We start from the raw sequence: 22,105 nt of genomic DNA on the forward strand, positions 1-22,105 counted from the left end.
CCGTTGCGTCAGTTCTTCAACGCGTTTGCAATGTCCTTCTGGACCTTTTCGACGGGAACGCTCTTGTTCCAGTAGGCGGTCAGGATGTCAGCCAGCGCGCCATTCTGATCGGGGTTGAGGTAGATCTCGCCGTTGCCCAACTGGCGCGATTTATCTTTCATGATGGCCAGTCCCTGCTGGGCACAGATGTCCATCTTGGACGAGTCCACGTCGGTGCGCACGGGAATGCTACCTTTTTTGTTGCTGAACTCCACCTGCACGGCGGGTGCCAGCATGAGGCCGGCCAGCACCTTTTGCGCCTTGATCTGCTCAGGATTCGTGGTCTTGGGAAAGACGAACACGTCGCCCTGAATGATGTAGGGTGACTTGGACCCAAAACCCGCAATGCAGCCATAGTCCTTGCCCGGCACCTGCCTTGCCGCCGTGAACTCGCCCTTGGCCCAGTCGCCCATGATTTGCACACCGGCCTTGCCCGTGATCAGCAGCGCGGTGGCGTCGTTCCAGTTGCGCCCCGGAGAACCCTTGTCCACGTAGGATTGAAGTCGCTTGTAGGTCAGCAACACATTCTTGAAAGCCTCGCCCTGAATCGCTTTCGCATCGCGGTCACGCATCACTTTCAGGTAGAGCTCGGTGCCGCCGACGTTCGCCAGCACGGCGGTAAAAATAGTGTTCTCCTGCCACGGTTGGCCGCCGTGCGCCAGGGGAATCAGCCCGGCGGCCTGGAGCTTGTCCAGCGCCGCGAACAACTCGTCCATATTTTTGGGCTCGGCCGCGATGCCCGCCTTTTTGAACGCGGCCTTGGAATACCAGAACCAGGTCGGCATGTGGATGTTCACGGGCGCGGCGTAGTAGTGCCCTTTGACTTTCACCACATTGAGCACGGTTTCGGGTAGGAATTTGTCCCACCCGTCGCGGATGGCGACCTCGTCCACGTTGTTGAGCATGCCCTGCTCGACGACGTCCAAGAACTGCTTGGAAGTATTGAACTGCGCCATTGTCGGTGGGTTACCCCCGACGATACGGTTGATGGCCACGGAGCGCGCCTGCTCACCGAGTGCCACGGCCGTATCGACCCAGACACCGCCGGTGGTGGTGTAGGCGTCGGAAAACACTTTCACCGCAGCGGATTCGCCGCCGGAGGTCCACCAGTGAATCACCTCGGCTTTAGGGCCGACCGCGTGCGCGGCAACACAAACACCCAGGCCAGCGGCCAGTGCCGTCGCCATTTTTCTTAAAACCACCATGTCATGTCTCCTCGTTTTATATTGTTTGCGATGGGGTGCATCGCATTACCGCTCCACAGTGCGAGAGTCATCCGGTTCAGAGCTCTCCCTTTAGAAAGGCACCGTACCATTCTCCACTCAGTTTCAGGCGGCGCTGCTGAGTCTCAAAATCAACATGGGTCAAACCGAAGCGGCGTATGTAGCCTTCAGCCCACTCAAAATTATCCAGCAGGCTCCAGGCAAAGTAGCCCTTGACCGGAATGCCCTGGGCCACGATTTCCCGGGTAGCCTGCAGGTGGCGCACCAGATAGCGGCGACGCTCGACGTCGTCAATATTGCCCTCAGGGCTAAGCACGTCGTCGTAGGTGGAGCCGTTTTCGGTGAGGTAGATCTCTGCCGGCTGATAGTCTTTTGCCAACCGGCCAAGCAGGGTCACCATGCCCTCGGGCGATACCTCCCAGCCAAATGCGGTGCGCTCCACGTTGTCCGATTCGATCACCTGCGTGGACATCACCCCCACGCCGGGCGCATCGGCCACGATTTCCGGAAAGTAATAGTTCACACCCAGGAAGTCCGTGGGCGTGGCAATGGTCGCCAGGTCACCGTCCTGCACCACAGGCGCCTTGTCACCCAGAATGCGCCAGATGTCCGCCGGATAACCGCGGCCATGCAGGGGGTCGAGAAACCAGCGGTTGCGCAAGCCGTCATGGCGCTTCGTCGCCGCCACATCCTGCGCACTGTCGGAGGCGGGCTGCAGGGGATGCAGGCTGAGCGCCGCGCCCACACGCGCACCAGGCACATTGCGCCTGATCACGGGAATGGCGAGGCCGTGCGATACCAGCACGTTGTGGCACACCTGCAGCGCGGTCTTGACGTCCTTCAGGCCCGGTGCATGCACACCTTCGTAATTGCCATGGAAGGCGGTGCACCAAGGCTCGTTGTGGGTAATCCAGTGCTTGATGCGGTCCCCCAGGTGGCGGCTCACAACGTCGGTGTACTCAACAAAAGCATCCACGGTGTCACGGTTTGCCCAACCGCCCTGTTCCTGCAAGGCTTGCGGCAAATCCCAGTGGTACAAAGTGACCCAGGGCTCCAGCCCCCGCTCCAGCATGCCGTCCACCATGCGCGAGTAGAAGTCCAGGCCCTTTTGATTCGGCGCCAACCCTCGACCATTAGCAAAAATTCGCGGCCATGCGATGGAAAACCGGTAGGCGTTGGTTCCAAGGCTGCGCGCTAGATCAAGATCTTCCGGCCAGCGGTGGTAGTGGTCGCAAGCCACAGCGCCACTGGAACCATCCCGAATATGTCCCGGTGTGGCGCAGAAGCGATCCCAAATTGACTCGCCCCGGCCATCCAGATCGACCCCGCCTTCGATCTGGTATGAAGATGTGGAGCAGCCCCAACGAAAGTCAAGCGCAAAGTCAGTCCTTTTCAGAAGGGGCAGATCATCAGTTTTTTTGTTTTTCATGTTTCTAACGAGACAGGGATCAATCTTTTTGGAAAGCATTCCAATTCTAGCAACAACAATGGCACAATCACTGTCAACGGATGTCATTTTTTTGTAACCTGACAGGCGGAGTCGCCGTCAGCCCGTTGTGTCAATAAGCCTACGCCGCGGCAATTGCCACTGAAGCGCGCCAGGTCACGCTGATAGGAAACACCCGCACCACGGGGTGCGTTGTGCCGTAGCATTGGTTGAGCAGCCAATGCAGACCATTCAGGGTGATGTCACTCCACGGAATATGAATCGAGGTGAGCCGGGGTGCGGAATACTCGGCGCTGTGGGTATCGTCATAACCCAGTACGGACACGGCTCCGGGCACCGAAATTCCAGCCTGCTGAAAATATGACAGTGCACCCACAGCCATTTCGTCATTGGCACAGAACAGCGCCGTAAATTCATGCCCGGACGCCAGGAGGGCCCGTGCAGAGGTCCACCCGCCCTCGGGGGAGAAGTCGCTTTGCAGCGTCAAGACCTGGCTGGCTTCGATGCCGTGGCGCGTCAGCTCACTCATGAACCCGGAAACCCGCGCCACGTTGTCGGGCGACGTGCTCGGTCCGGCGATCACTGCAAATCTCCGATGTCGCAATTCCAGCAAGGTCTGCGCGGCCAGCATTCCGCCAAGTTTGTGGTCGGCAGTGAAGCAGTGATCCGCAATCCCATCAAAACTGTGGTTCAGCACGACCAGTCTGCTCTGGTTTGGACCCAGTGCGCCAATGTCTTCGTCGCGCAAGGCATTGCTCATGACCACCAAGCCATCGCAGCCACGCTCAATCAGAAAGTCAATTCCTTCAATCGCCTGACGCCGCGCGTCACCGTCACCGCAACCAAAAGCTACCACCATGTGGTGCCCGGCAGTGCGCAGCTCTGTATCAATGACTTGCAGAATGGGCGTGTAAAACGTTCCCTTCAATACCGGGATATACACACCAATCATCTGGGAAGAGCCGGACAGCAGGGAGCGCGCAGCGTGGGACGGGCGAAACTCCAGCTCGGCTATCGCCTTGCGCACGCGCTCGGCTGTGGCTGGCGCGACGGACCCTTTGCCACTGACCACGCGTGACGCCGTTCCCACGCCAACTCCAGCCAGGCGTGCTACGTCCTTGATCGTGGTCATTTGTGCTGCTCCCCTATTTGAAATTCACCCCCGACATCTGAGCATGTCAAGGTATCCGCATCCTTCGCCGCCCCTGAGACGATCTGGATGTTGGCAAATGCCGCAGAAAAGGATTGTGACGTTAACACACTAAACGGCACATCTACGTTGTCAAAATTTGTCCCCTTGGCCTCAAAACACAGTAGCGGGATCTTCACGGTGTGCTTTGTCAGGGGCGCAGACTTTTTGAGCAAGGCAGTGATATCCACCTCACCCCGGCACGACTCGCCACACTCGATCGCCAACGTCACGGAGCCCTGCGGTTCCTGCATCACCGCCATATCGAACTGCAACACCCCTTGATTTGCTGCGTAGGTACGCAGGCTCGCCGGCTGCGGCGCGTACGATAGATAGCGGGCCGGGCCGCCATGCCAGGTCACGAGTTTGGCGTCTTGCTGGGTATTGATCTGTGTCGTTTCCACCCGGATGCTTGGCTGACTGAGGGGAAGATTCAGCGCGGCATTGAGGTCGGCACCAACTGGGACCTTAACCCAGTTATTGGCCGCGCTGGCAACATGCAGTGCATAAGGCGCGCGATCCGAGCGGTTAAAAATCGGCACACCATCCTCATGCCCGCATCCGCCCGGCGCCGCAGTGCTGTCGAGCGCGCCCACTGTGACGGTGCTTTGGTAGTTCAAGCCATAGCCAGGAGCAAACAGGGGCGCGTAGCCCGTGTCGCCAAAGTTCAACGGGGTCTGACACGCGGACTTGGGCCAGGAAAATGAAAGTCGTCCCGTGAAGTCATGATGGATCCCACCGGCGGAGTTTCGGATCAATACGTCGGCCACCCCTTTGCCTTCAGTCCCAGGCAGCCAGGCCACGACCAAGGCGTTCGACAGGTTGAGCAAATCGTTCGCGTACACCGGTCGACCCGTCACCAGAACCGTAACAACCGGGACCCCCTTGCCGGCAACGGCCTTGAGCACAGCCAGGTCTTCCGGGTAACGGCGGCTGTGCCGCAAGGTGTCGGACACCGCGATGTCACCATTGCCTTCTGCATAGGGGGTCTCGCCAATGATGGCGATCACGGCATCAAAGCGGCTGACGTCCATGCCCTCGGCGGCTTCACTGAACGCCACGTTGGAGCTACCGACAGCGGCCCTGATGCCGTCCAGCAGGCTGTCGGCGTTGGGGAAATCGGTATTTGCATTGCCGGTTCCCTGCCAGCCCAGCGTCCACCCGCCGGTCTGGTTTTGCAGGCTGTCGGCGGATTTGCCGACCACCAATATGCGCTGACCACGGGCCAGGGGCAATATCGCATGGTTGTTCTTCAACAGCACCAGCGACTCGCGCACCGCCTGGCGCGCCAAGTCACGCGCCAGCAGGGCATCGGGTTTGCCGGCGTAGATGCCTTGTGATGGCTTCTTGCCAAACATCCCGGCGCGCAGCTTGACTCGCAAAATGCGCGACACTGCATCGTCAATGCGGGCCATCGGAATTTCGCCACGGTTCACCTGCTCCATCGTGTTGGCAATGAAGGCGCGCCAATTGTCGGGCACCATCACCATGTCAATGCCGGCATTGATGGCCTGTGCACAACTGGCCTGGGTGCAGCCGGGCACCTGGGCAATGCCGTTCCAGTCGGAGACGACAAAACCGTCAAAGCCCATTTTTTGCTTGAGGGCCTGCGTCAGCAGAGCCTTGCTGCCGTGCAACTTGCCGTAGTCGACGCCTGCGGCCACGTCATTCCAACTGTTGAAGGACGCCATCACGGCTTGCGCGCCTGCAGCCAACGCACCGTAGTAGCCCTGAGCATGGACGTTGATCATTTCTGCCTTACTGACCGTGGCAACGCCCTGGTCCTGGCCCCGATCAGTGCCACCATCGCCGATGAAGTGTTTGGCTGTGGCCACCACGTTGCCGTCGTGCGAAAAACTGCCCTGCATACCGGTGACGTAGGCCCCCGCGTAAGCATTGACCAGAGTCGCATCTTCGGAAAAACTCTCGTAGGTGCGACCCCAGCGGTCATCGCGCGCCACCGCCAGCGTGGGGCCAAACACCCAGTTAATACCCGTGGCCCGCACTTGACGCCCGACCGCAACGCCGATGTTCTGAATCAATTCCGGATCATGCGCCGCACCCAGCCCGATGTTGTGCGGAAACAGCGTCGCCCCATGGGCATTGCCGTGGCCGTGGATCGCGTCGGTGCCCCAAATCAGTGGCACTTTGACCTTCATGTCAGTGGCCATCGACGCGTTGTAATACTGGTCTGCCAGGCTCACCCAATCGGTGATGCGTGCCAGTTTGTTCCCTTGGGGCCAGGAGCCTCCGCCGTTCAGCACCGAGCCGATGTAGTACTCGGTCACTTGGGCGGGGGTCACGTTCTTGATTTCCGGCTGGGTCATCTGGCCGATTTTTTGCGGCAATGTCATGCCAGCAAGAATGCGCGCTACTTCAGCTTCGATTTGTGTGTTTCTGGGGATGGCGCTGGTGATGGCGGGCCAGTCCGCCAGCGGAACCGACGACGTCGCGGAACGCGTGGCGCAGCCATTCAAGGCAAGACCCAGGGCGAGGCAGGAAATGAGCGTCGCAAAGTGCAGAGAGGTCGATTTTGTCATTCAGGTGCCGGTCGGTTTCTTGACTGCGGGATGCCAACGATGGAATCAAAAAAAGGCTTATGCATTTACCAACAGATTACCCGGCGGCCGCACAGTTTTTCGCGATGAATTCTGCGTGCGTTGGCATGACGTCGACACACTTCTTGATGACGGCCTCGATATTGCCAAGGTAAGCTCTGATTTCGTCCTTGGGGCGCAAATCCACCAAAGGGTTATAGCCCTGTGGCCGGATACCTTGACCGTGCATCACCTGCACCCAACTCACGTCGCCAAACAGCTCCTGCCCCTCGCGGTAGACCCGGCCATTGCTGCTGAACAGGCTAATCCTGTGCTGCAGCGTAGCCGGTATTTCCATGTTCCGGCAGTGATTCCAGAACGGTGAATCGTCGCGTTGCGTCGCCTTGTAGTGCAAGATGATGAAGTCGCGTATACGCTCGTACTCGAACTGTGTTTGCGCGTTGTATTCGTCGATATCGGCTTGTTGAAATCCCATATTGGGAAACAACCTGATCACCCGTGCGATAGCGGACTGGATCAAATGAATATTGGTGGACTCGATGGGTTCGAAAAAGCCGCTGGACAGGCCCACCGCAACACAGTTATTGCGCCAGGTCTGCTTGCGACGCCCCGGAACGAAGGGGATATAACGCGGCTCTGCCAGTTGCTTGCCGTCCAGCTTGTTCAGCAGAATCGACGTGGCCTCGTCCTGGCTCATGAAGCGGCTGGAATAGACGTGGCCGTTGCCGATGCGGTGCTGCAGCGGAATGCGCCATTGCCAACCCGCAGAGTGGGCCGTGGAGCGCGTGTAGGGAACCAGTGGCTGCACGGATTCACAGGGCACGGCAATCGCCCGATCGCAGGGCAGCCAATGCGACCAGTCCTCGTATTCGCACTTAAGTGCATCTCCGATCAGAAGTGCACGCGTGCCGGAACAATCGATGAAAAAGTCCCCGGATATTTTTTCGCCGCTGGCCAGAACGACAGATTCGATAAAGCCATCCGATTCCCGCAGCATGGTTTGCACGATCCGGCCTTCGGTCCGCACCACGCCTCGCGCCTGCGAGTAGCCGCGCAAGAATTTGGCATATAAACCTGCGTCGAAGTGAAAGGCGTTGTTAATGTCGCCCAAGGGTGAACCGGCCATTTCGGGCTCGCTTCGAAGGTATTTCGACTTTCTGGGTGCCAGGGTATTGATTGAATAGTTTCCCAGATCCGATGCTTCACCGGCCTGATGCATCTTGAGCCAATATTGGTAACACGCAATGGGGCCGAGGTCCTGACCGATCTTGCCGAAACCGTGAATATAGGAGTCGCCGATCTTGCCCCAGTTGACAAACTCGATGCCGAGTTTGTAAGTCCCCTGCGTCTGGCGCATGAATTCGTTTTCGTCAATGCCCAGCGCCAGATTGAAGTCTTTGATCAGCGGAATAGTCGCCTCACCCACGCCGATGGTGGCGATCTCGTCGGACTCGATCAGGCGAATGTGATAGTGATCACCCAATACATTGGACAGCGCAGCGGCCGTCATCCAACCTGCGGTGCCACCACCGACGATGACGATACTCCTGAGCATATTCGCGGACATGATGTCGTCCTTTACATAAAGAAGTGGTGCGATAGAGGATCGCAATGAAAAATTGACAAGGAGCAGCGCAATTTTATGGCGCCATGTTCAAAAAAAGCCCCGCCGACTCGCATCGGCAGGGCTTGTGCGCATGGCCCAGCTCAGAACTTATAGGTAGCGCCGAGCAGCACCGAGCGGCCGAAATTTTCGGTTTTCCAAGGCAGTTGGCCAGTCGTTGACCCCGCGCTGCCGACGACTTCAGGACCCCGCGTTTGTACGGCGGGCGCATCCGTCAGGTTGTTGACCTGCAAAAGGAGTGACAGGCCCTTGTAGGGACCGCTTTCAAACGCGTAACCCATTTGGAAATCCAATTGTTTTTCCGCCTCGATGTGCGTGCTCGTCTCGGTGCCGAGCAACACGCTGCGTGTCGTGGCGGTAAAGGGTGAGCGATAGCGCTGACTGATCCGTGTAGAGAAACCCTGCGCCTCGTAATAGAAGGTCAGGTTGTTAACAATGCCTGAAAATCCATCGAGATTGATAGGATTGCCGTTCTTGTCCTTGGGCAGGCTATTGCGCGTGATGGATTCGCTCACGATGACGCCAAAACCCTTCAGGGCGGGCGTCAGCAAGGCACCCTCCAGCGAAGCGCTCAACTCAAGACCATACACCGAGCCACCCTGGCCGTTTGCCTGCGTGGTGATAGTTCCCTGGTTGGGATCGCATCCTGGATTGGCTGCGGAACAACCAGCGGTCAGGGTCGGTGAATAGTTCGTGAAAGCAGAGAAGTCGCGTACGGTATCCTGGCTGTAGATGAAGCTATCGAGCTTTTTATAGAACGCAGCACCCGCCACGTAGCTGCTCTTGCCGAAGTACTTCTCCAGTGACAAGTCAAGGGATTTTGCGCGCCATGGCTGGAGATCCGGCTTGCCACCGCCGCCGGCTGTCCAATGACCGAGAGCACTACCTGGGGAATTTTCCACCAGTTTCGGCTGATCGGCTCCGGCGCGCAAGTCGTCCATGCGCGGACGCGCCATTGCTTTTGCCAAACCAAATCGCGCAATGAGATCCGGTTTCAAATTGAAAGCCAGATTCAAACTAGGCAGGAAGTCGTTGTATGAGGTGCCGCCGTTGATCGCTATCAGCGAACCGCTCCCTGGTGCTCCGGGTGTCGCGCCGTCGTTCCATTGAAAACCATCGGCATTTTGCTGGGTGTGAACCGCCTGGACCCCGACATTGCCTCGAATGGGAACTGCACCCCAGTCGGTATCAATATTCAGTTTGGCGAATGCTGTGGTGACTTTCTCGTGCACAGCATACTTGTTGCTTTGTGACGACCACGGATCTTTCGGGGTAACCGTGTACAGGCCCATCACGCCCGGCACATCCCACGACACGGTGCTGGCATTAACACCGCCAACATTGATGGCTACCGGCCCACGCAAGGCGCTCGCCGGTATCCCCACATTAGCGCTTGCCAGCGCAAGACTATAGGCATCGGACTGGACATTCTTGTCACGCTGGGTGTAGTTCACGCCGGTCTCGACCGCGCTGAACATCCCTCCTTCGAGGTCGCGCTTACCAGACAGGCGAAACGACTTGATCTCGTCCTTGTAGGTTGGCGTGCGCATTTCGGCCCAGTTGGGGTCATTGGTCAATTGCACGTTGGCGGCATTGCTCAAATCCTGGCTTGTCGACCACGCCTGATTACCAGTGCTGCCAAGACCTGAAAATGTGAGAGGGCCCCCAGCCAAACCCTTGGCGACGGATTGAATGTACGTCTCGTTGCGATTGGCGCGCGAGTAGCCCAGGTCGGCCACCGCTGTCCACTTGTCGGCCAGCTTCAGCTCGTTTTTCCAGCCCAGCGAAGTGATGTCATCGCTGCGATGGAAGTTCTTTTCGTAGACCAGGCTGCGTCCGCCATCCACCGTGCCGCTGTCAATAATCGTATTGCCGTTGACAACCGAGGTGCCGACGTTCGAAAACTTGGCACCGCCACTCCAGAGCCCGATATCACCTGCCCAAAAGTTTGAGACGCGATCCTGATCGAACTTGGAGTAATACAAATCAACGGCGCTGTGAAAGTCCTTGTTCGGCTTGAACTCGAGCACAGCCATCAAACCGTCGCGCACCTGTTTGCTGGATGTCACGCTGGCTTCAAAACCTTGAGCAAACTGGGCGCGATTGTTGCCTACCCCAAGCGAGGGTACACCGGTTGCACCCGCACCCCATTGCCCGGCATAGTCGCCGTATTTCCAGGCCTCGTATTTTTTTGTCTCTCCCGGAGAATCAAGATGAGCGAACCCGATCGCCAGACCCACTGTGTTGTCCACGAACTGATTGACATACGAGGCACTGACACGGTTGCCCAAGCCATCTGCACCCTGGGGCGACAACTGACCGAAGGAATTTTTCTCACCCCGCACGTTGACAACAACTTGACGGCCACGCGAGTCCAAGGGCATCACCGGACGAATGTCGACCGTGCCGGACAAGCCTTGCCCGATTAGGGTGGCATCGGGCGTCTTGTAAACAATGACCTGTTTAACCAACTCTGAGGGAAACTGATCGTACTCTGCAGCACGTCCTTCGCCGGAGCTGACGACTTCGCGCCCGTTGAGCACGGCACCTGCGTAATCGGGACCCAGCCCACGAATCGAGATCGCCGATGCGCGCCCGTCCACGCGCTGCGCCGCCAAACCTGGCAGACGCGCGATCGAATCAGCAATGCTGGTGTCCGGCAATTTGCCAATGTCTTCCGCCGAAACTGCTTCCACGATGGAGTCTGAATTGCGCTTTGCCGCAATGGAACTTTCAATACCCTTGCGGATGCCGGTCACGACCACGGTGTCCAGTTCGGCTGCCTCTTGTTGCTGGGCGTAAACCGCTCCCGTCGCAAACAGCAACGTTGCGCAGGCGGCTGCGATGGGGCTCATTCGCAGTTCAGCACGTCGCCAAGGGGCGTTCTGACTACGATGGGTGACGGAACTTCTCATTCAAATACTCCTCGGGGCTCGATTTAAAAAAATTGATTCATCATTCTGAAACCATGATGTAGCAATCCACTCATTACAGGTACAGGGCAACTGGAAACGTTTCCAGTTGTTGCAACTTTACCAGTCTGAATGACAGATGCTTATCGGGGAAATCCCTAAGAGGGAGACTAATTAGCAACGACAAACCAACTATTGGCTGGTTTTGTCAACATTTGCTCGGTCTTGTCGGCCGGTCAGCGCCTGTTGGCATGACGGATAAAGTCAATGGTCAATATGGGCAGCATGTTGCGGCTCGCGCCGGCGCCGGACAAGGGCTCTCAATTTTTGACGCCCTCGGGCAGCGGCATTCTTTTTTGCGTCAGGACTTCTCGCAGGCGGTCCGGGTAGTCGGTGATGATGCCGTCCACGCCCCATTCAATCAGGCGCTCCATCAGGGGTTCCTGGTTGACCGTCCATGGAATGACCTGGAGACCCAAACTCTGTGCCTCTTTCACCAGGGGTGCTGACAGGTTGTTGTAGTTGGGGGCCCAGATGACGCCGGGGAAATTTTCCGCAGAGGCGCGAATCATGCGTGGCACCGAGCCATCGTGATCCGCAAGCAGGTGTCCCGCTGTCCAGGATCCGTCTGTCAAAGTGTGGAAGTCAGGGGCCGCGATGGTGAGGTACATGGTGCGCAAACCCGGTTCGAGCCTGTGCAACAACTCCAATGTGCGCCAGTCGAAACTTTGCACCATGACGCGCTGGGTCATGCCAGCTTCGCGAATGACCTCCAGCATCGTTTTGACGAAAGCCTCAGGCTCCAGCGTGCTTTCTGGATGGTGTGGATTGATCTTGGTTTCCATGTCGAAATGGACATCTTTCGCACCCAGGTCATTGACCAACTTGAATAACGCCGCCAGTGTCGAAATGCGCTGGCCGTCGCGCGGCTGCTGATCGGGGAATGCGCGTGCGTAGCTGCTGGTCGGGTTGATCCGGCCCACGTCGTAGGACTGCACTTGTGCGAGGGTGAGCGACCGGATGAGAGGACCACGCTCCTGCAGCCACCGGCCTTGCGCGTCGCGCGTGATGGCAGGATTGAGCGCGGCGTCGTGCGAGATCACGGGGATGCCATCGGCGGTGATGGCAATGTCAAGCTCAAGGGTGGTTACCCCCATTCGGAGCGCATGCTCAAAGGAGGCCAGGGTGTTTTCAGGTCGCAAGCCACGCCCGCCGCGATGGGCTTGCAGGTCGAATGCTTGCGCGTGCGGAGCGGCAAATAAAAGGAAGGCAAGCCCGAGGCGCGCTAGCGCTGAAGACTTGCCACCCCAAGAGAAAGCGCAATCGCGTGCCATGGAGAGGGAGGGTGACGGGCTTGTCAGTCCAGTTTGAAGTTGAATTCCTGCACGGCAATGACGTCACTCTCATTGGTCACGCATTTGTACTGCATCATGGCGGCCTTGACGGCGGTGTGGAACACGCGGGGGCCGGACAGCACCGTCACGTCCTGGATGATGCCGTTCTTGATGTGGATCTGCGCCTTGACCACACCCTCAATGCCATCCTGCAGCGCCTTGCGTGGCATCTCGGGCGGCACCTGGGTGGGACATGCCAGCCCAATGGTGGTGCGCTTCGGTCCGGTGGCCACAGGCGTATCCGGTGGCGGTGGCGGTGCAATCTCGGCCGGTGCCCTGGGTGGTGTTGCCACCGAAACAATGGCGGGGGCATTGGACGACACCTGCGGCGTCACATCGGGTGGCGGCACATAGGGCGGTGGCGGTGCTTCAACCTTGGGCATCACCAGCGGCTTCTCGATCTTCTTGGGTGGCGGCGGCGGTGGCGGTGGCGGCGGAATGATGACTTCCTGAATCACCACGGCTTCAAGTGGCTTCTTGATGAAGTCAATGCCTTTGCGCGCCATGCCCGAGACCAGCGCGTAACCAATGATGGCGTGCAGCGCAATAACAATAATCAGGCCCTTGATGCGCCGTGACGGGTCGCGCGGCTCAAAGCGGTAATCCATTTCAAGCGTATTCATTGCACAAACTGCTCAGCGCCGATGACGGCAATTTTGTTGAGACCCAGGCGCTTGCTGCTGGAGAGCACATTGGCAAAGACAGCGTACTGCGAGGCTTTGTTGGGGCGGATGTGGACTTCGGGCTGGGGCTGCTGGGGCGCGACGGCTTTCATCTTCTCATCGAGCTCCTGTGCGCTCACGGGCAAGCCCTGCCAATAAACGACGCTTTGCTCGTCGATGTCAATCTGTATCTTTTCCGGCTTGATCAGAGTGGTGGGCGGCGCGCCGACCGGCATTTCCAGGTTGACCGAGTGCAGCTGAATCGGGATCGTGATGATCAGCATGACCAATAAAACCAGCATCACGTCAATCAGGGGCGTGGTGTTGATCTCCATCATCACCTCGGGCTCACCCGAGCTGCTTGTGTTTCCTACGTGCATTCCCATGGGGGTAATTCCCTTGTTGGCGCTCAACCACCCAGCGGTGGCGGCTCAGTGATAAAGGCGACTTTGACGATGCCCGCGCGCTGGCAGGCCAGCAGGACCTTGCCGACGCCTTCATAGCGGGCGTTGGCGTCACCGCGGACCTGGACTTCGGGCTGCGGCTTGACGCTGGAGACTTTCTTGAGCTTTTCCACCAGTGCGTCAACGTTCTTGATGCGGGCGTCGTACCAGAAAATGTTGCCCGCCTGATCGACCGAGATGATGATGTTCTCGGGCTTGCTTTCCCGCACCTCAACGCGTTCCTTCGGCAAGGAGAGCTTGATGGAGGTGGTGACCACGGGAATGGTGATCAGGAAAATGATCAACAACACCAGCATCACGTCCACCAGGGGCGTGGTGTTGATGGCCGACATGACAGCGTCATCGCCATCGTCGTCGTTGGAGCCGACATTCATGGACATAAGGGATTCCTAATAGACAGATGTCTGCTGGCGTGAGCGACGCTCAGGCCTTCGCCACCGAACCCAGCACCACCGCGTGCAGGTCGCTGCTGAAGGCGCGCACCTCGTCCATCACGGCCTTGTTGCGCCGCACCAGCCAGTTGTAGGCCAGCACTGCAGGCACCGCCACCGCCAGCCCAATCGCGGTCATGAGCAGCGCCTCACCCACCGGGCCTGCCACTTTGTCGATGGAAGCCTGGCCGGAGATGCCGATGGCGGTGAGTGCATGGTAGATGCCCCAGACCGTGCCGAACAGGCCGACAAAAGGAGAAATCGAGCCAACGGTGGCAAGAAACGCCAGGCCGCCCTGCGTATTGCTTTGAATGCGATCGACCGCGCGCTGGATGCCCATCGCCATCCAGTCGTTGAGTGGAATGTGGCCCATCAGGCCTTCATGCTTCTTGATCGCATTGGTGGCCGCATCGGCCATAAAACGGAAAGGACTGTTCTTCTCCAGCGCCTCAGCGCCCTGTTGCACGGTGCCGGCGGTCCAGAAGTTCTTGACCGCCGCCTTGGCCTGGCGCCCCATCTTGGCTTGCTCCAGAACCTTGACGATCATGATGTACCAGCTGCCAACGCTCATGATGAGCAGCAGCAGCAACACAGTTTTGGCAACTGCATCAGAGGTTTTCCAGAGCGCTTCAAGACCGTAAGGGTTGTCAAGTGCATCCGGGGTCTTCTTGATGGCGGCAGCGGATGGATCGACCGCTTTCACGTCGGTGAGGACGGGCAGGGCGGCAGGAGCGGCGCTGGAAGCCGTCGTGGCGACTGTCGATTGGGCCTGCACCACGCCCGGCACCAGCGTTAAAACCAGTCCCAGCGTGCAGGCGAAGGATTTGAACATTCGAGCGATGTTGATTTGCATCATGGTTCCTAATAAAAAGATGCTTTGGGGCAATTGTCAGTGGTGTGTGATTCATGTCAAAGAAATCACCGCTGAAATATGGAAAGGATTCCATTTTATCCCGAAACATGCTTCAGATAGCGCAAGAAGAGGGCCAAGACACCCGTGTTTACCCTATGCCACCAGCGCCAGCGCGCCGAAATCGCCGACCCGCTCACCCAGACCGGCCGGCACCAACTCGCAGCCGTCCGTCAGGGGCGGTAACTTGCCGTGAACGTAGCCCTGCAGCTTGGGCAATAACAAGGCACGGTGATGCCAGAAGACGCTGCCACCGAGGCTGATGCGCTCCAGATCAAGCGTCGCAATCAGGTTGTACAAGGTGCGGCCCATGATCCGGCAGAATTCATCAATAATGGCTGTAGCCCCCGTATCACCTGCATAGGCAGCTTTGAAAAGAGTAGCGGAATCGGTGTAGCCGAGATGCCCGAAGCGCCTTGGAATGGCGTTGCCGGCAATCAGGCCTTCCACGTCACCGACGTTGCCGCAGCCACACAGGGCGTCGTTGTTGTCGCTCACGAACAGATGGCCGGCGTGCCCGGCATTGCCGTTTTTGCCACGCAGCACCTGGCCGTCCACACACAGGCCCACGCCGATGCCGGTGCTCCAGGTGACATAGGCGCAGTTGGCCAGCGCTTGGCCGTTGATCTGCAGTGCGCCCCAGCGCCGTTCGGCCTCCAGGGCACCGATGCCGTCGTTTTCAACCCGTACCTTGGCAAAAACCCGACGCAAGGGCGCCTCCAGCAAGGCGGTTTGCCAGTCATTGGGCAAACCACGTGCCTTGCCCGCCAGTCCACCGCAAATATTGGGCGCAGCCAGTTCCACGCAGCCCTTGTTCAGCACAAACGGTCCGCAGGATGCCACGCCCAGCGCCGACAGATCGCCGGTTGCCACGCCCGATGCAGCGCAACTCTGCCCGACCAGACGGATGATTTGCAGGGCCAATGCATCATTCGCACCTTCCTTGGCCGTGGGCTCGGCCACCCGGCCGCGCACGCCCTGTTCGTCGGCGATGCTGACCGCCACTTTGGTGCCGCCAATGTCCACGCAAGCGACGGGTGCGGCGCCCGGTTCCAGGCGAAAGCCGTCAGATAAAAGGTTTTGATTCATGGTGTCAGTTTCAACAAGGGTGCAGAGTCAAGGCAGGGTGGGAAGGTGTTGATCATGTCCGGCCGTAGTCGTCTCCCTGGCGCACGATGTCATCTTCGCCCAGGTAGTGACCAAACTGAATTTCAATGATTTCAACCGGGGCGGCGCTCCGGTTCGTCAGGCGGTGCACTTGTCCGATGGCGATGTCCACGTGACCACCCGGCACCAGAGTTAGCACCTGCTCTCCCACCGTGACGTGAGCCTGGCCCAGCACCACAACCCAGTGTTCGGCGCGCTGCAGGTGCTTTTGCAGACTGAGTTGCTGTCCCGGATTGACGCGGATGCGTTTGACCTTGTGGCCCGGCACCTCGGAGAGGGTTTCATACCAGCCCCAAGGTCGTTCGGTGCGTTCAATCGACTCGCTTCTTGATGAACTGGTCATGGGGCTTGGGTGAGTAGTGACAGAGCCTCGATGCTAATCGCTGGCGGGCGCCTGGGTTACGCCGGCGTTACCGTCAAAGGCGTTGCGCCAAGGCCCAGCGCACGATGTCAGCCGCGCCCATGGCGCCGGGCTGGCGTGCCAATTCGCGACCGGCAGAGAACAAGGCCAGCGTCGGAATGCTGCGGATGTTGAAGCGTGCCCCCAGTGCCTGTGCCTCTTCGGTGTTGACCTTGGCCAGCCGGAAGCGCGGCTCCAATTGCGCCGCTGCTTGCTCAAACGCCGGCGCCATCTGGCGGCACGGCCCACACCACGGAGCCCAAAAGTCCACCAGCACCGGGATCTGGCAGCGGTTGATGTGGCGATCAAAGTTGCTGTCGTCAAGCGCCACCGAATGCGCCACGAACAGCGGTTTGTGGCAGTTGCCGCAATCGGGCGCGCTGGCCAAATCAACCTGACGCACGCGGTTGGTGGTGTGGCAGTGAGGACAAATGATGTGCAGAGAGTCAGTCATGATGGAAATCCCTTTCTGCTTGCTAGATGGAGGTCATTGCGGCAACTATCAAGTGCTACAAAATGTGTAGCTGTTTATGCAGGGTGGTAGGGGGCTGGAGCCCTTATTGCCATCAACCGACGGTTTCCGTCCCGACTGGTTTCACGTGTAGCGCTTGCTGCGCAAATTGTTCTTCATCTCGCGCAGCAGCGGTTGCAGCCGTTCACCGCCAATGCGCAAGGCAACGCAGGTGGCCAGGATGTCGATGATCATCAAGTGCAGCAGGCGCGACACCATCGGGCTGTAGCGATCGAATCCTTCTGGATGGTCGGCGGCCAGGTGAAGATGACCGGCCGCTGCCAGCGGCGAGCCACTGGCGGTGATGACGATGGTGGTTGCACCGTTTTTGCGCGCAATGTCGCAGGCATCCATCAAGTCGCGGGTACGCCCTGAATTGGAGATGATGACCACGCAGTCGCCCGGCCCCAAAAGCGTGGCACCCATCACCTGCATGTGGCCATCGCTGTAGGCCACGGTGTTGATGCCCAGGCGAAAGAACTTGTGCTGCGCGTCCTGCGCCACGATGCCGGAGTTGCCGACGCCAAAAAACTCGATGCGTTTGCCCTGCTCGTAGGCCTGGACCAACGTGATGGCGGCCTTCTCAATCGCCACCGTGCTGGCATCGTTGCGGTACTTCAGGAACGCAGCCACGGTGTTGTCGATGACCTTGACCATGATGTCGCTGGTCTTGTCGTCGGCATCGACGCTGCGGTGGATGAAGGGCACGCCCTCACTCACGCTGCCGGCCAGTTTGAGCTTGAAATCCGACAGACCGTCGTAGCCGACGCTGCGGCAAAAACGCACCACCGTGGGCTTGCTCACATGCGCCCGGTCCGCCAGTTCGCTGATGGGCTGCTTGGCAAAGCTGCGCGGATCATTCAACACGAGTTTGGCCACGCGCTGCTCGGCGGGCGCCAGCGAAGGCAAGCAGGCCTTGATTCGGTCAAGCATATTCAGACTTCAAGCTCTGTCTTTGGGTGTTCAGGATTCTTCAGCCCAGCAGAAGCCGTCGCGCGCAATCATGGCGCTTGATGCGCTGGGGCCCCAGGTGCCGGCGGCGTACAAGCGGGGACCCTGTGTGTCGTTCTTCCAGTGTTCCAGGATGGGCTCGACCCAACGCCAGGCTTCTTCCTGCTCGTCGCTGCGCACAAACAGATTCAGGCGGCCATCGATGACCTCCAGCAGCAGGCGTTCATAGGCGCCGACGCGCTCAGAACCGAAGCGCTTGTCAAAGTCCAGGTCAAGTTGCACCGGTGACAGGGTCTGTGAGTTGCGACGGTTGCTTTGGCCCTGCGCCAGCAGGTGCAATTCCAGGCCATCCTTGGGCTGCAGGTTGATGACCAGCCGATTCGCGTCGCCGATTTGTGAATTGAAGATGGCATGCGGCGTCGGCTGGAAATTGACCACAATGCGGGCATCGCGGCTGGCCAGGCGTTTGCCGGTGCGGATGTAGAACGGCACGCCGGCCCAGCGCCAGTTCGAAATTTCGGTGCGCAGGGCGACAAAGGTTTCGGTGTGGCTGTGCGGGTCAACGCCGGTTTCTTCCCGGTAGGCCGCTACCGGCGCACCGCCAATGGAACCCGCTGCGTATTGGCCGCGGATGACGTCCTGCGTCAGTGACTCGGCCGTCCAGGGCTTGAGCGAGCGCAACACCTTGAGCTTTTCGTCGCGAATGGCATCGGCATGCGAGTTGATGGGCGGCTCCATGCCGATGGCGCACAGCAGTTGCAGGGCATGGTTTTGCACCATGTCGCGCAAGGCGCCGGTGGTCTCGTAAAACGCTCCACGCTGTTCCACGCCCAGTTCTTCGGCGATGGTGATCTGGATGTTGGCAATGTGCTCGCGCCGCCACAAGGGCTCAAACAAGGCGTTGCCAAAGCGCAGCGCAAACAGGTTTTGGACCGAGGGCTTGCCCAGGTAATGGTCGATGCGAAAGATATGCTTCTCACCAAACACCTCGCTGACCGTTCGGTTGATGGCGCGGTTGCTGGCCAGGTCGTGACCGAGCGGCTTCTCCAGCACCACGCGCGTTTGCGGCGTGTTCAGCCCGGCAATGGCCAACTGTTGACAGACCGTCGTGAACAGGCTGGGTGCAGTCGCCACATACATCACCACAACGTCGGCCTGGCGCTCGGCCAGCTTGGCGACAAGACGGGCGTAGTCATCGGGGTGGGATAAATCCATCTGCACGAATTCAAGCAAGGCGGCAAAGCGGCAGAACTCTTCTTCGCTGGGACGTTTGGCCAACTCGACCTGGTCAAAGCGGGCGCAAATCTGGGCCTGGTACTGCGCATTGCTGAGGTCGTCGCGGCCAACACCAATGATGCGGCCATCCAGGGGAAGCGTGCCATGGCGAAAGGCCTGAAACAGTGCGGGCATCAGCTTGCGCCAGGCCAGGTCGCCGGTGCCACCAAACAAAACAAGGTCAAAACTCATAAAGCCAATCTAATTGCGGGACAGATCGTTGACGCTGTCCTCCATGGGTCAAGAATTTTCGGTACAGATCTTTGACTCTGTCCTCAACTGATTAAAGCAGCCGGTAATGTAACTTAGTTTCATGAAATTTAAAAAACTTCGTAACTGAGATTTTCGTAACGTGATTGAAACCGGCCCGTCATGCGCGCGCCTGCGGTCGCCGGATAATGGCAGCATGAACCAACTCGATGCCCTCAAACAATTCACCACCGTGGTGGCCGACACCGGCGACTTCAAACAGATTGAAGCCTACCAGCCCACGGACGCCACCACCAACCCGTCGCTGATCCTCAAGGCAGTGCAAAAACCGGACTACCGCGCGCTGCTGACGGACACCGTGGCGCAGTTCCGCGGGCGGCCGCTCGATGAGCTGATGGACCGCTTGCTGGTGCGTTTTGGCTGCGAGATTTTGTCGATCATTCCGGGGCGGGTCTCCACCGAAGTGGATGCGCGGCTGAGTTTTGACACGGTGGCCAGCGTGGCCCGCGCCGAGCGCTTGATCGAGTTGTACCAGGGGCAGGGCATTCACGTCGACCGGGTGCTGATCAAGGTGGCGGCCACCTGGGAAGGTATCGCGGCCGCAGAGCAACTGGAGCGGCGTGGCATTCACACCAATTTGACGCTGCTGTTCTCGTTTTGCCAGGCGGTGGCGTGTGCGCAAGCCAAGGTGCAGCTGATTTCGCCCTTTGTTGGCCGCATTTACGACTGGTACAAGAAGTCGGCCGGTGCGGCGTGGGTCGAGCAGGACAACGCCGGTGCCCATGACCCCGGCGTCCAGTCGGTGCGGCAGATCTTCAACTATTACAAGAAGTTCGGTATTGCCACCGAGATCATGGGCGCGAGTTTTCGTAACGTCGGGCAAATCACGGCGCTGGCGGGATGTGACCTGCTCACCATCAGCCCGGAGCTGCTGGCGCAACTTTCCGCTTGCAAGGCGCCGCTGGCGCGCTCGCTCGACGCCAACGCCGCCCAATCGCTGGACTTGACCGCGGTGAACTATGACGAGGCAGGCTTTCGTTTTGCGCTCAATGAAGATGCCATGGCGACCGAGAAGCTGGCAGAAGGCATACGCGCTTTTTGTGTTGATGCGGCCAAGCTCGATCAGCTGTTGCTGGCGGCCTGATGGATCACTTGAGGAATTCTTATGACACCTACCCGTTGTGACCGAACCCCCGCCTGGGGCGCGCTGCAAGCCGCTTATCAGACCCAAGGCCGCGCCTTTGACCTGCGCCGTGCATTCGCTTTGGACGCGGGCCGGTTTGAGGCTTTCAGCCAAGGCGCACCCCATGTTTTTGCGGATTTGTCCAAGAATCTGATCGACGCCGGGACCGAGCAGCAGCTGTTGGAGCTGGCGCGTCAAACCGGCCTCGAGCAGCACCGGGATGCTATGTTTGCCGGTGAAAAAATAAACACCACCGAGCAGCGTGCTGTCATGCACTGGCTGTTGAGAACGCCGCCGGCCGACCCCGCCATGCCGGCACAATCCGTGCACCGACATATGGCAGAGACGCTGCACGAGGTGCACACCACGCTGGAAGCCATGCTGGCGTTTGCCGAGGCTGTGCGCGCGGATGAAACCATCACCGACATCGTCAACATCGGCATTGGCGGCTCGGACCTCGGCCCGCAAATGGCCGTGCTGGCGCTGGACGCGTTTGTGCTGCCGGGCAAACGCTTTCACTTTGTCTCGAACGTGGACGGGCATGAGCTGGCAGCGGTATTGAGACGACTCAAGCCGCAGAGCACGCTGTTTCTGATTGCCAGCAAAACCTTCACCACCATCGAGACCATGACCAACGCGCGCTCGGCCAAAGCCTGGTTTGAAGCCCAGGGTGGCACCGATATTGCGCGCCACTTCGCCGCGCTCACCACCAACGTGGCCGCCGCAAACAACTTCGGCATCAGCACCACTTTCGGTTTTTGGGACTGGGTCGGCGGGCGTTATTCAGTCTGGTCGGCCATTGGCCTGCCGCTGGCCATCGCGATTGGCGCAGTCGGGTTTCGCGATTTCCTGGCTGGTGCGCACGCCATGGACCGGCACTTCGCCACCGTGCCGCTGGCGCAGAACCTGCCGGTTCGCCTGGGCCTGCTCGATGTCTGGTACCGCAACTTTCACGGCTTCACCAGCCGCAGCATTGCGCCCTATCACAGCGCGCTCAAACGCTATCCGGCGTATCTGCAGCAACTGGAGATGGAGAGCAACGGCAAGCGGGTCGACGCGCACGGTGAGGCGTTGCCGTATGGCACGGCGCCGGTGCTGTGGGGTGAACCGGGTACCAACGGCCAGCACGCTTATTTTCAGATGCTGCACCAGGGCACGGACGTGGTGCCGGTCGAGTTTGTGGCGGTCAAACAGGCGGCGCACGATTTGCCTGGCCACCACGACTTGCTGCTGGCCAATGTGCTGGCACAGGCGCAAGCCCTGATGGTGGGCCAGGCAGATGCGGGCGGGCACAAAAACTTTCCGGGTAACCGGCCCAGCACGTTTTTGCTGCTCGATGCGTTGACGCCCGCCAGCCTGGGCGCGCTGATCGCCTTGCAGGAGCACCGTGTCTTTGTCAGCGGCTCGGTCTGGGGCATCAACAGTTTTGACCAATGGGGTGTGGAATTGGGCAAGGTGCTGGCCAAGGATGTGGCGGTGCGTCTGTCCAGCGGCAACGTGACCGGCTTGGATGGCTCCACGGCGGGACTGCTTGCCAGATTGCGGGCCTGATCGT

At 59.2% G+C, this 22,105-nt stretch carries 18 protein-coding genes; 2 read left to right on the top strand and 16 right to left on the bottom strand.

What is annotated here, in order from left to right; all coding sequences use genetic code 11:
• Positions 1-8: 8 nt before the first annotated feature.
• The 16 genes from RFER_RS24495 to zwf form a co-directional block, all read right to left on the bottom strand.
• Positions 9-1,244, bottom strand: coding sequence for an ABC transporter substrate-binding protein (locus RFER_RS24495; protein ID WP_011463420.1), 1,236 nt, complete (start codon positions 1,242-1,244; stop codon positions 9-11).
• A gap of 76 nt (positions 1,245-1,320) precedes the next feature.
• Entirely contained in the window at positions 1,321-2,691 is a 1,371-nt protein-coding gene (locus RFER_RS05565) for a GH1 family beta-glucosidase (RefSeq protein WP_011463421.1), read from the bottom strand.
• A gap of 139 nt (positions 2,692-2,830) precedes the next feature.
• Positions 2,831-3,841 carry a LacI family DNA-binding transcriptional regulator gene (locus RFER_RS05570; protein ID WP_011463422.1) on the bottom strand — a complete coding sequence of 337 codons (1,011 nt, stop codon included), beginning with the start codon at positions 3,839-3,841 and terminating at the stop codon, positions 2,831-2,833.
• The gene (locus RFER_RS05575; RefSeq protein ID WP_011463423.1) at positions 3,838-6,438 is read right to left on the bottom strand and encodes a glycoside hydrolase family 3 protein; all 2,601 of its coding nucleotides are present in this window, start codon (positions 6,436-6,438) and stop codon (positions 3,838-3,840) included. The genes RFER_RS05570 and RFER_RS05575 overlap by 4 nt, the downstream gene beginning before the upstream one ends.
• A 76-nt stretch (positions 6,439-6,514) precedes the next feature.
• Positions 6,515-8,023 (bottom strand): tryptophan halogenase family protein, encoded by a 1,509-nt coding sequence (locus tag RFER_RS05580; protein ID WP_011463424.1) that lies wholly within the window; start codon positions 8,021-8,023, stop codon positions 6,515-6,517.
• A gap of 140 nt (positions 8,024-8,163) precedes the next feature.
• Positions 8,164-10,995, bottom strand: a complete 2,832-nt coding sequence (locus RFER_RS05585; protein WP_011463425.1) for a TonB-dependent receptor — start codon at positions 10,993-10,995, stop codon at positions 8,164-8,166.
• A gap of 317 nt (positions 10,996-11,312) precedes the next feature.
• A complete protein-coding gene (locus tag RFER_RS05590) occupies positions 11,313-12,326 on the bottom strand; it encodes a glycerophosphodiester phosphodiesterase (protein ID WP_011463426.1) in 1,014 nt (337 codons plus the stop codon).
• Positions 12,327-12,349: 23 nt separating this feature from the next.
• Complete coding sequence (locus RFER_RS05595) at positions 12,350-13,009, bottom strand: cell envelope biogenesis protein TonB (RefSeq protein ID WP_011463427.1); 660 nt, start codon at positions 13,007-13,009, stop codon at positions 12,350-12,352.
• A complete protein-coding gene (locus RFER_RS05600; protein WP_011463428.1) occupies positions 13,006-13,434 on the bottom strand; it encodes an ExbD/TolR family protein in 429 nt (142 codons plus the stop codon). The genes RFER_RS05595 and RFER_RS05600 overlap by 4 nt, the downstream gene beginning before the upstream one ends.
• A 23-nt stretch (positions 13,435-13,457) precedes the next feature.
• Positions 13,458-13,892 carry an ExbD/TolR family protein gene (locus RFER_RS05605; RefSeq protein WP_011463429.1) on the bottom strand — a complete coding sequence of 145 codons (435 nt, stop codon included), beginning with the start codon at positions 13,890-13,892 and terminating at the stop codon, positions 13,458-13,460.
• Positions 13,893-13,935: 43 nt separating this feature from the next.
• The gene (locus tag RFER_RS05610; RefSeq protein WP_404818555.1) at positions 13,936-14,799 is read right to left on the bottom strand and encodes a MotA/TolQ/ExbB proton channel family protein; all 864 of its coding nucleotides are present in this window, start codon (positions 14,797-14,799) and stop codon (positions 13,936-13,938) included.
• 150 nt (positions 14,800-14,949) lie between these two features.
• A complete protein-coding gene (locus RFER_RS05615) occupies positions 14,950-15,942 on the bottom strand; it encodes an ROK family protein (protein WP_011463431.1) in 993 nt (330 codons plus the stop codon).
• A 52-nt stretch (positions 15,943-15,994) separates the two neighbouring features.
• Positions 15,995-16,363 carry a phosphomannose isomerase type II C-terminal cupin domain gene (locus RFER_RS05620; protein ID WP_011463432.1) on the bottom strand — a complete coding sequence of 123 codons (369 nt, stop codon included), beginning with the start codon at positions 16,361-16,363 and terminating at the stop codon, positions 15,995-15,997.
• 73 nt (positions 16,364-16,436) lie between these two features.
• Positions 16,437-16,874 (bottom strand): thioredoxin TrxC, encoded by a 438-nt coding sequence (trxC, locus tag RFER_RS05625; protein WP_011463433.1) that lies wholly within the window; start codon positions 16,872-16,874, stop codon positions 16,437-16,439.
• A gap of 141 nt (positions 16,875-17,015) precedes the next feature.
• Complete coding sequence (locus RFER_RS05630) at positions 17,016-17,864, bottom strand: SIS domain-containing protein (RefSeq protein WP_011463434.1); 849 nt, start codon at positions 17,862-17,864, stop codon at positions 17,016-17,018.
• Between the two features lie 30 nt (positions 17,865-17,894).
• Positions 17,895-19,349: a glucose-6-phosphate dehydrogenase gene (zwf, locus tag RFER_RS05635; protein WP_011463435.1), complete on the bottom strand. Its 1,455-nt coding sequence runs from the start codon at positions 19,347-19,349 to the stop codon at positions 17,895-17,897.
• 214 nt (positions 19,350-19,563) lie between these two features.
• Between zwf and tal the strand changes: the two genes are divergently transcribed.
• Both tal and pgi read left to right on the top strand, forming a co-directional pair.
• Positions 19,564-20,511, top strand: coding sequence for a transaldolase (gene tal, locus RFER_RS05640; protein ID WP_011463436.1), 948 nt, complete (start codon positions 19,564-19,566; stop codon positions 20,509-20,511).
• 21 nt (positions 20,512-20,532) lie between these two features.
• Positions 20,533-22,101, top strand: a complete 1,569-nt coding sequence (gene pgi, locus RFER_RS05645) for a glucose-6-phosphate isomerase (protein WP_011463437.1) — start codon at positions 20,533-20,535, stop codon at positions 22,099-22,101.
• Positions 22,102-22,105: the final 4 nt, after the last annotated feature.

This window comes from Rhodoferax ferrireducens T118 (assembly GCF_000013605.1).
GTDB classification, from domain to species: domain Bacteria; phylum Pseudomonadota; class Gammaproteobacteria; order Burkholderiales; family Burkholderiaceae_C; genus Rhodoferax; species Rhodoferax ferrireducens.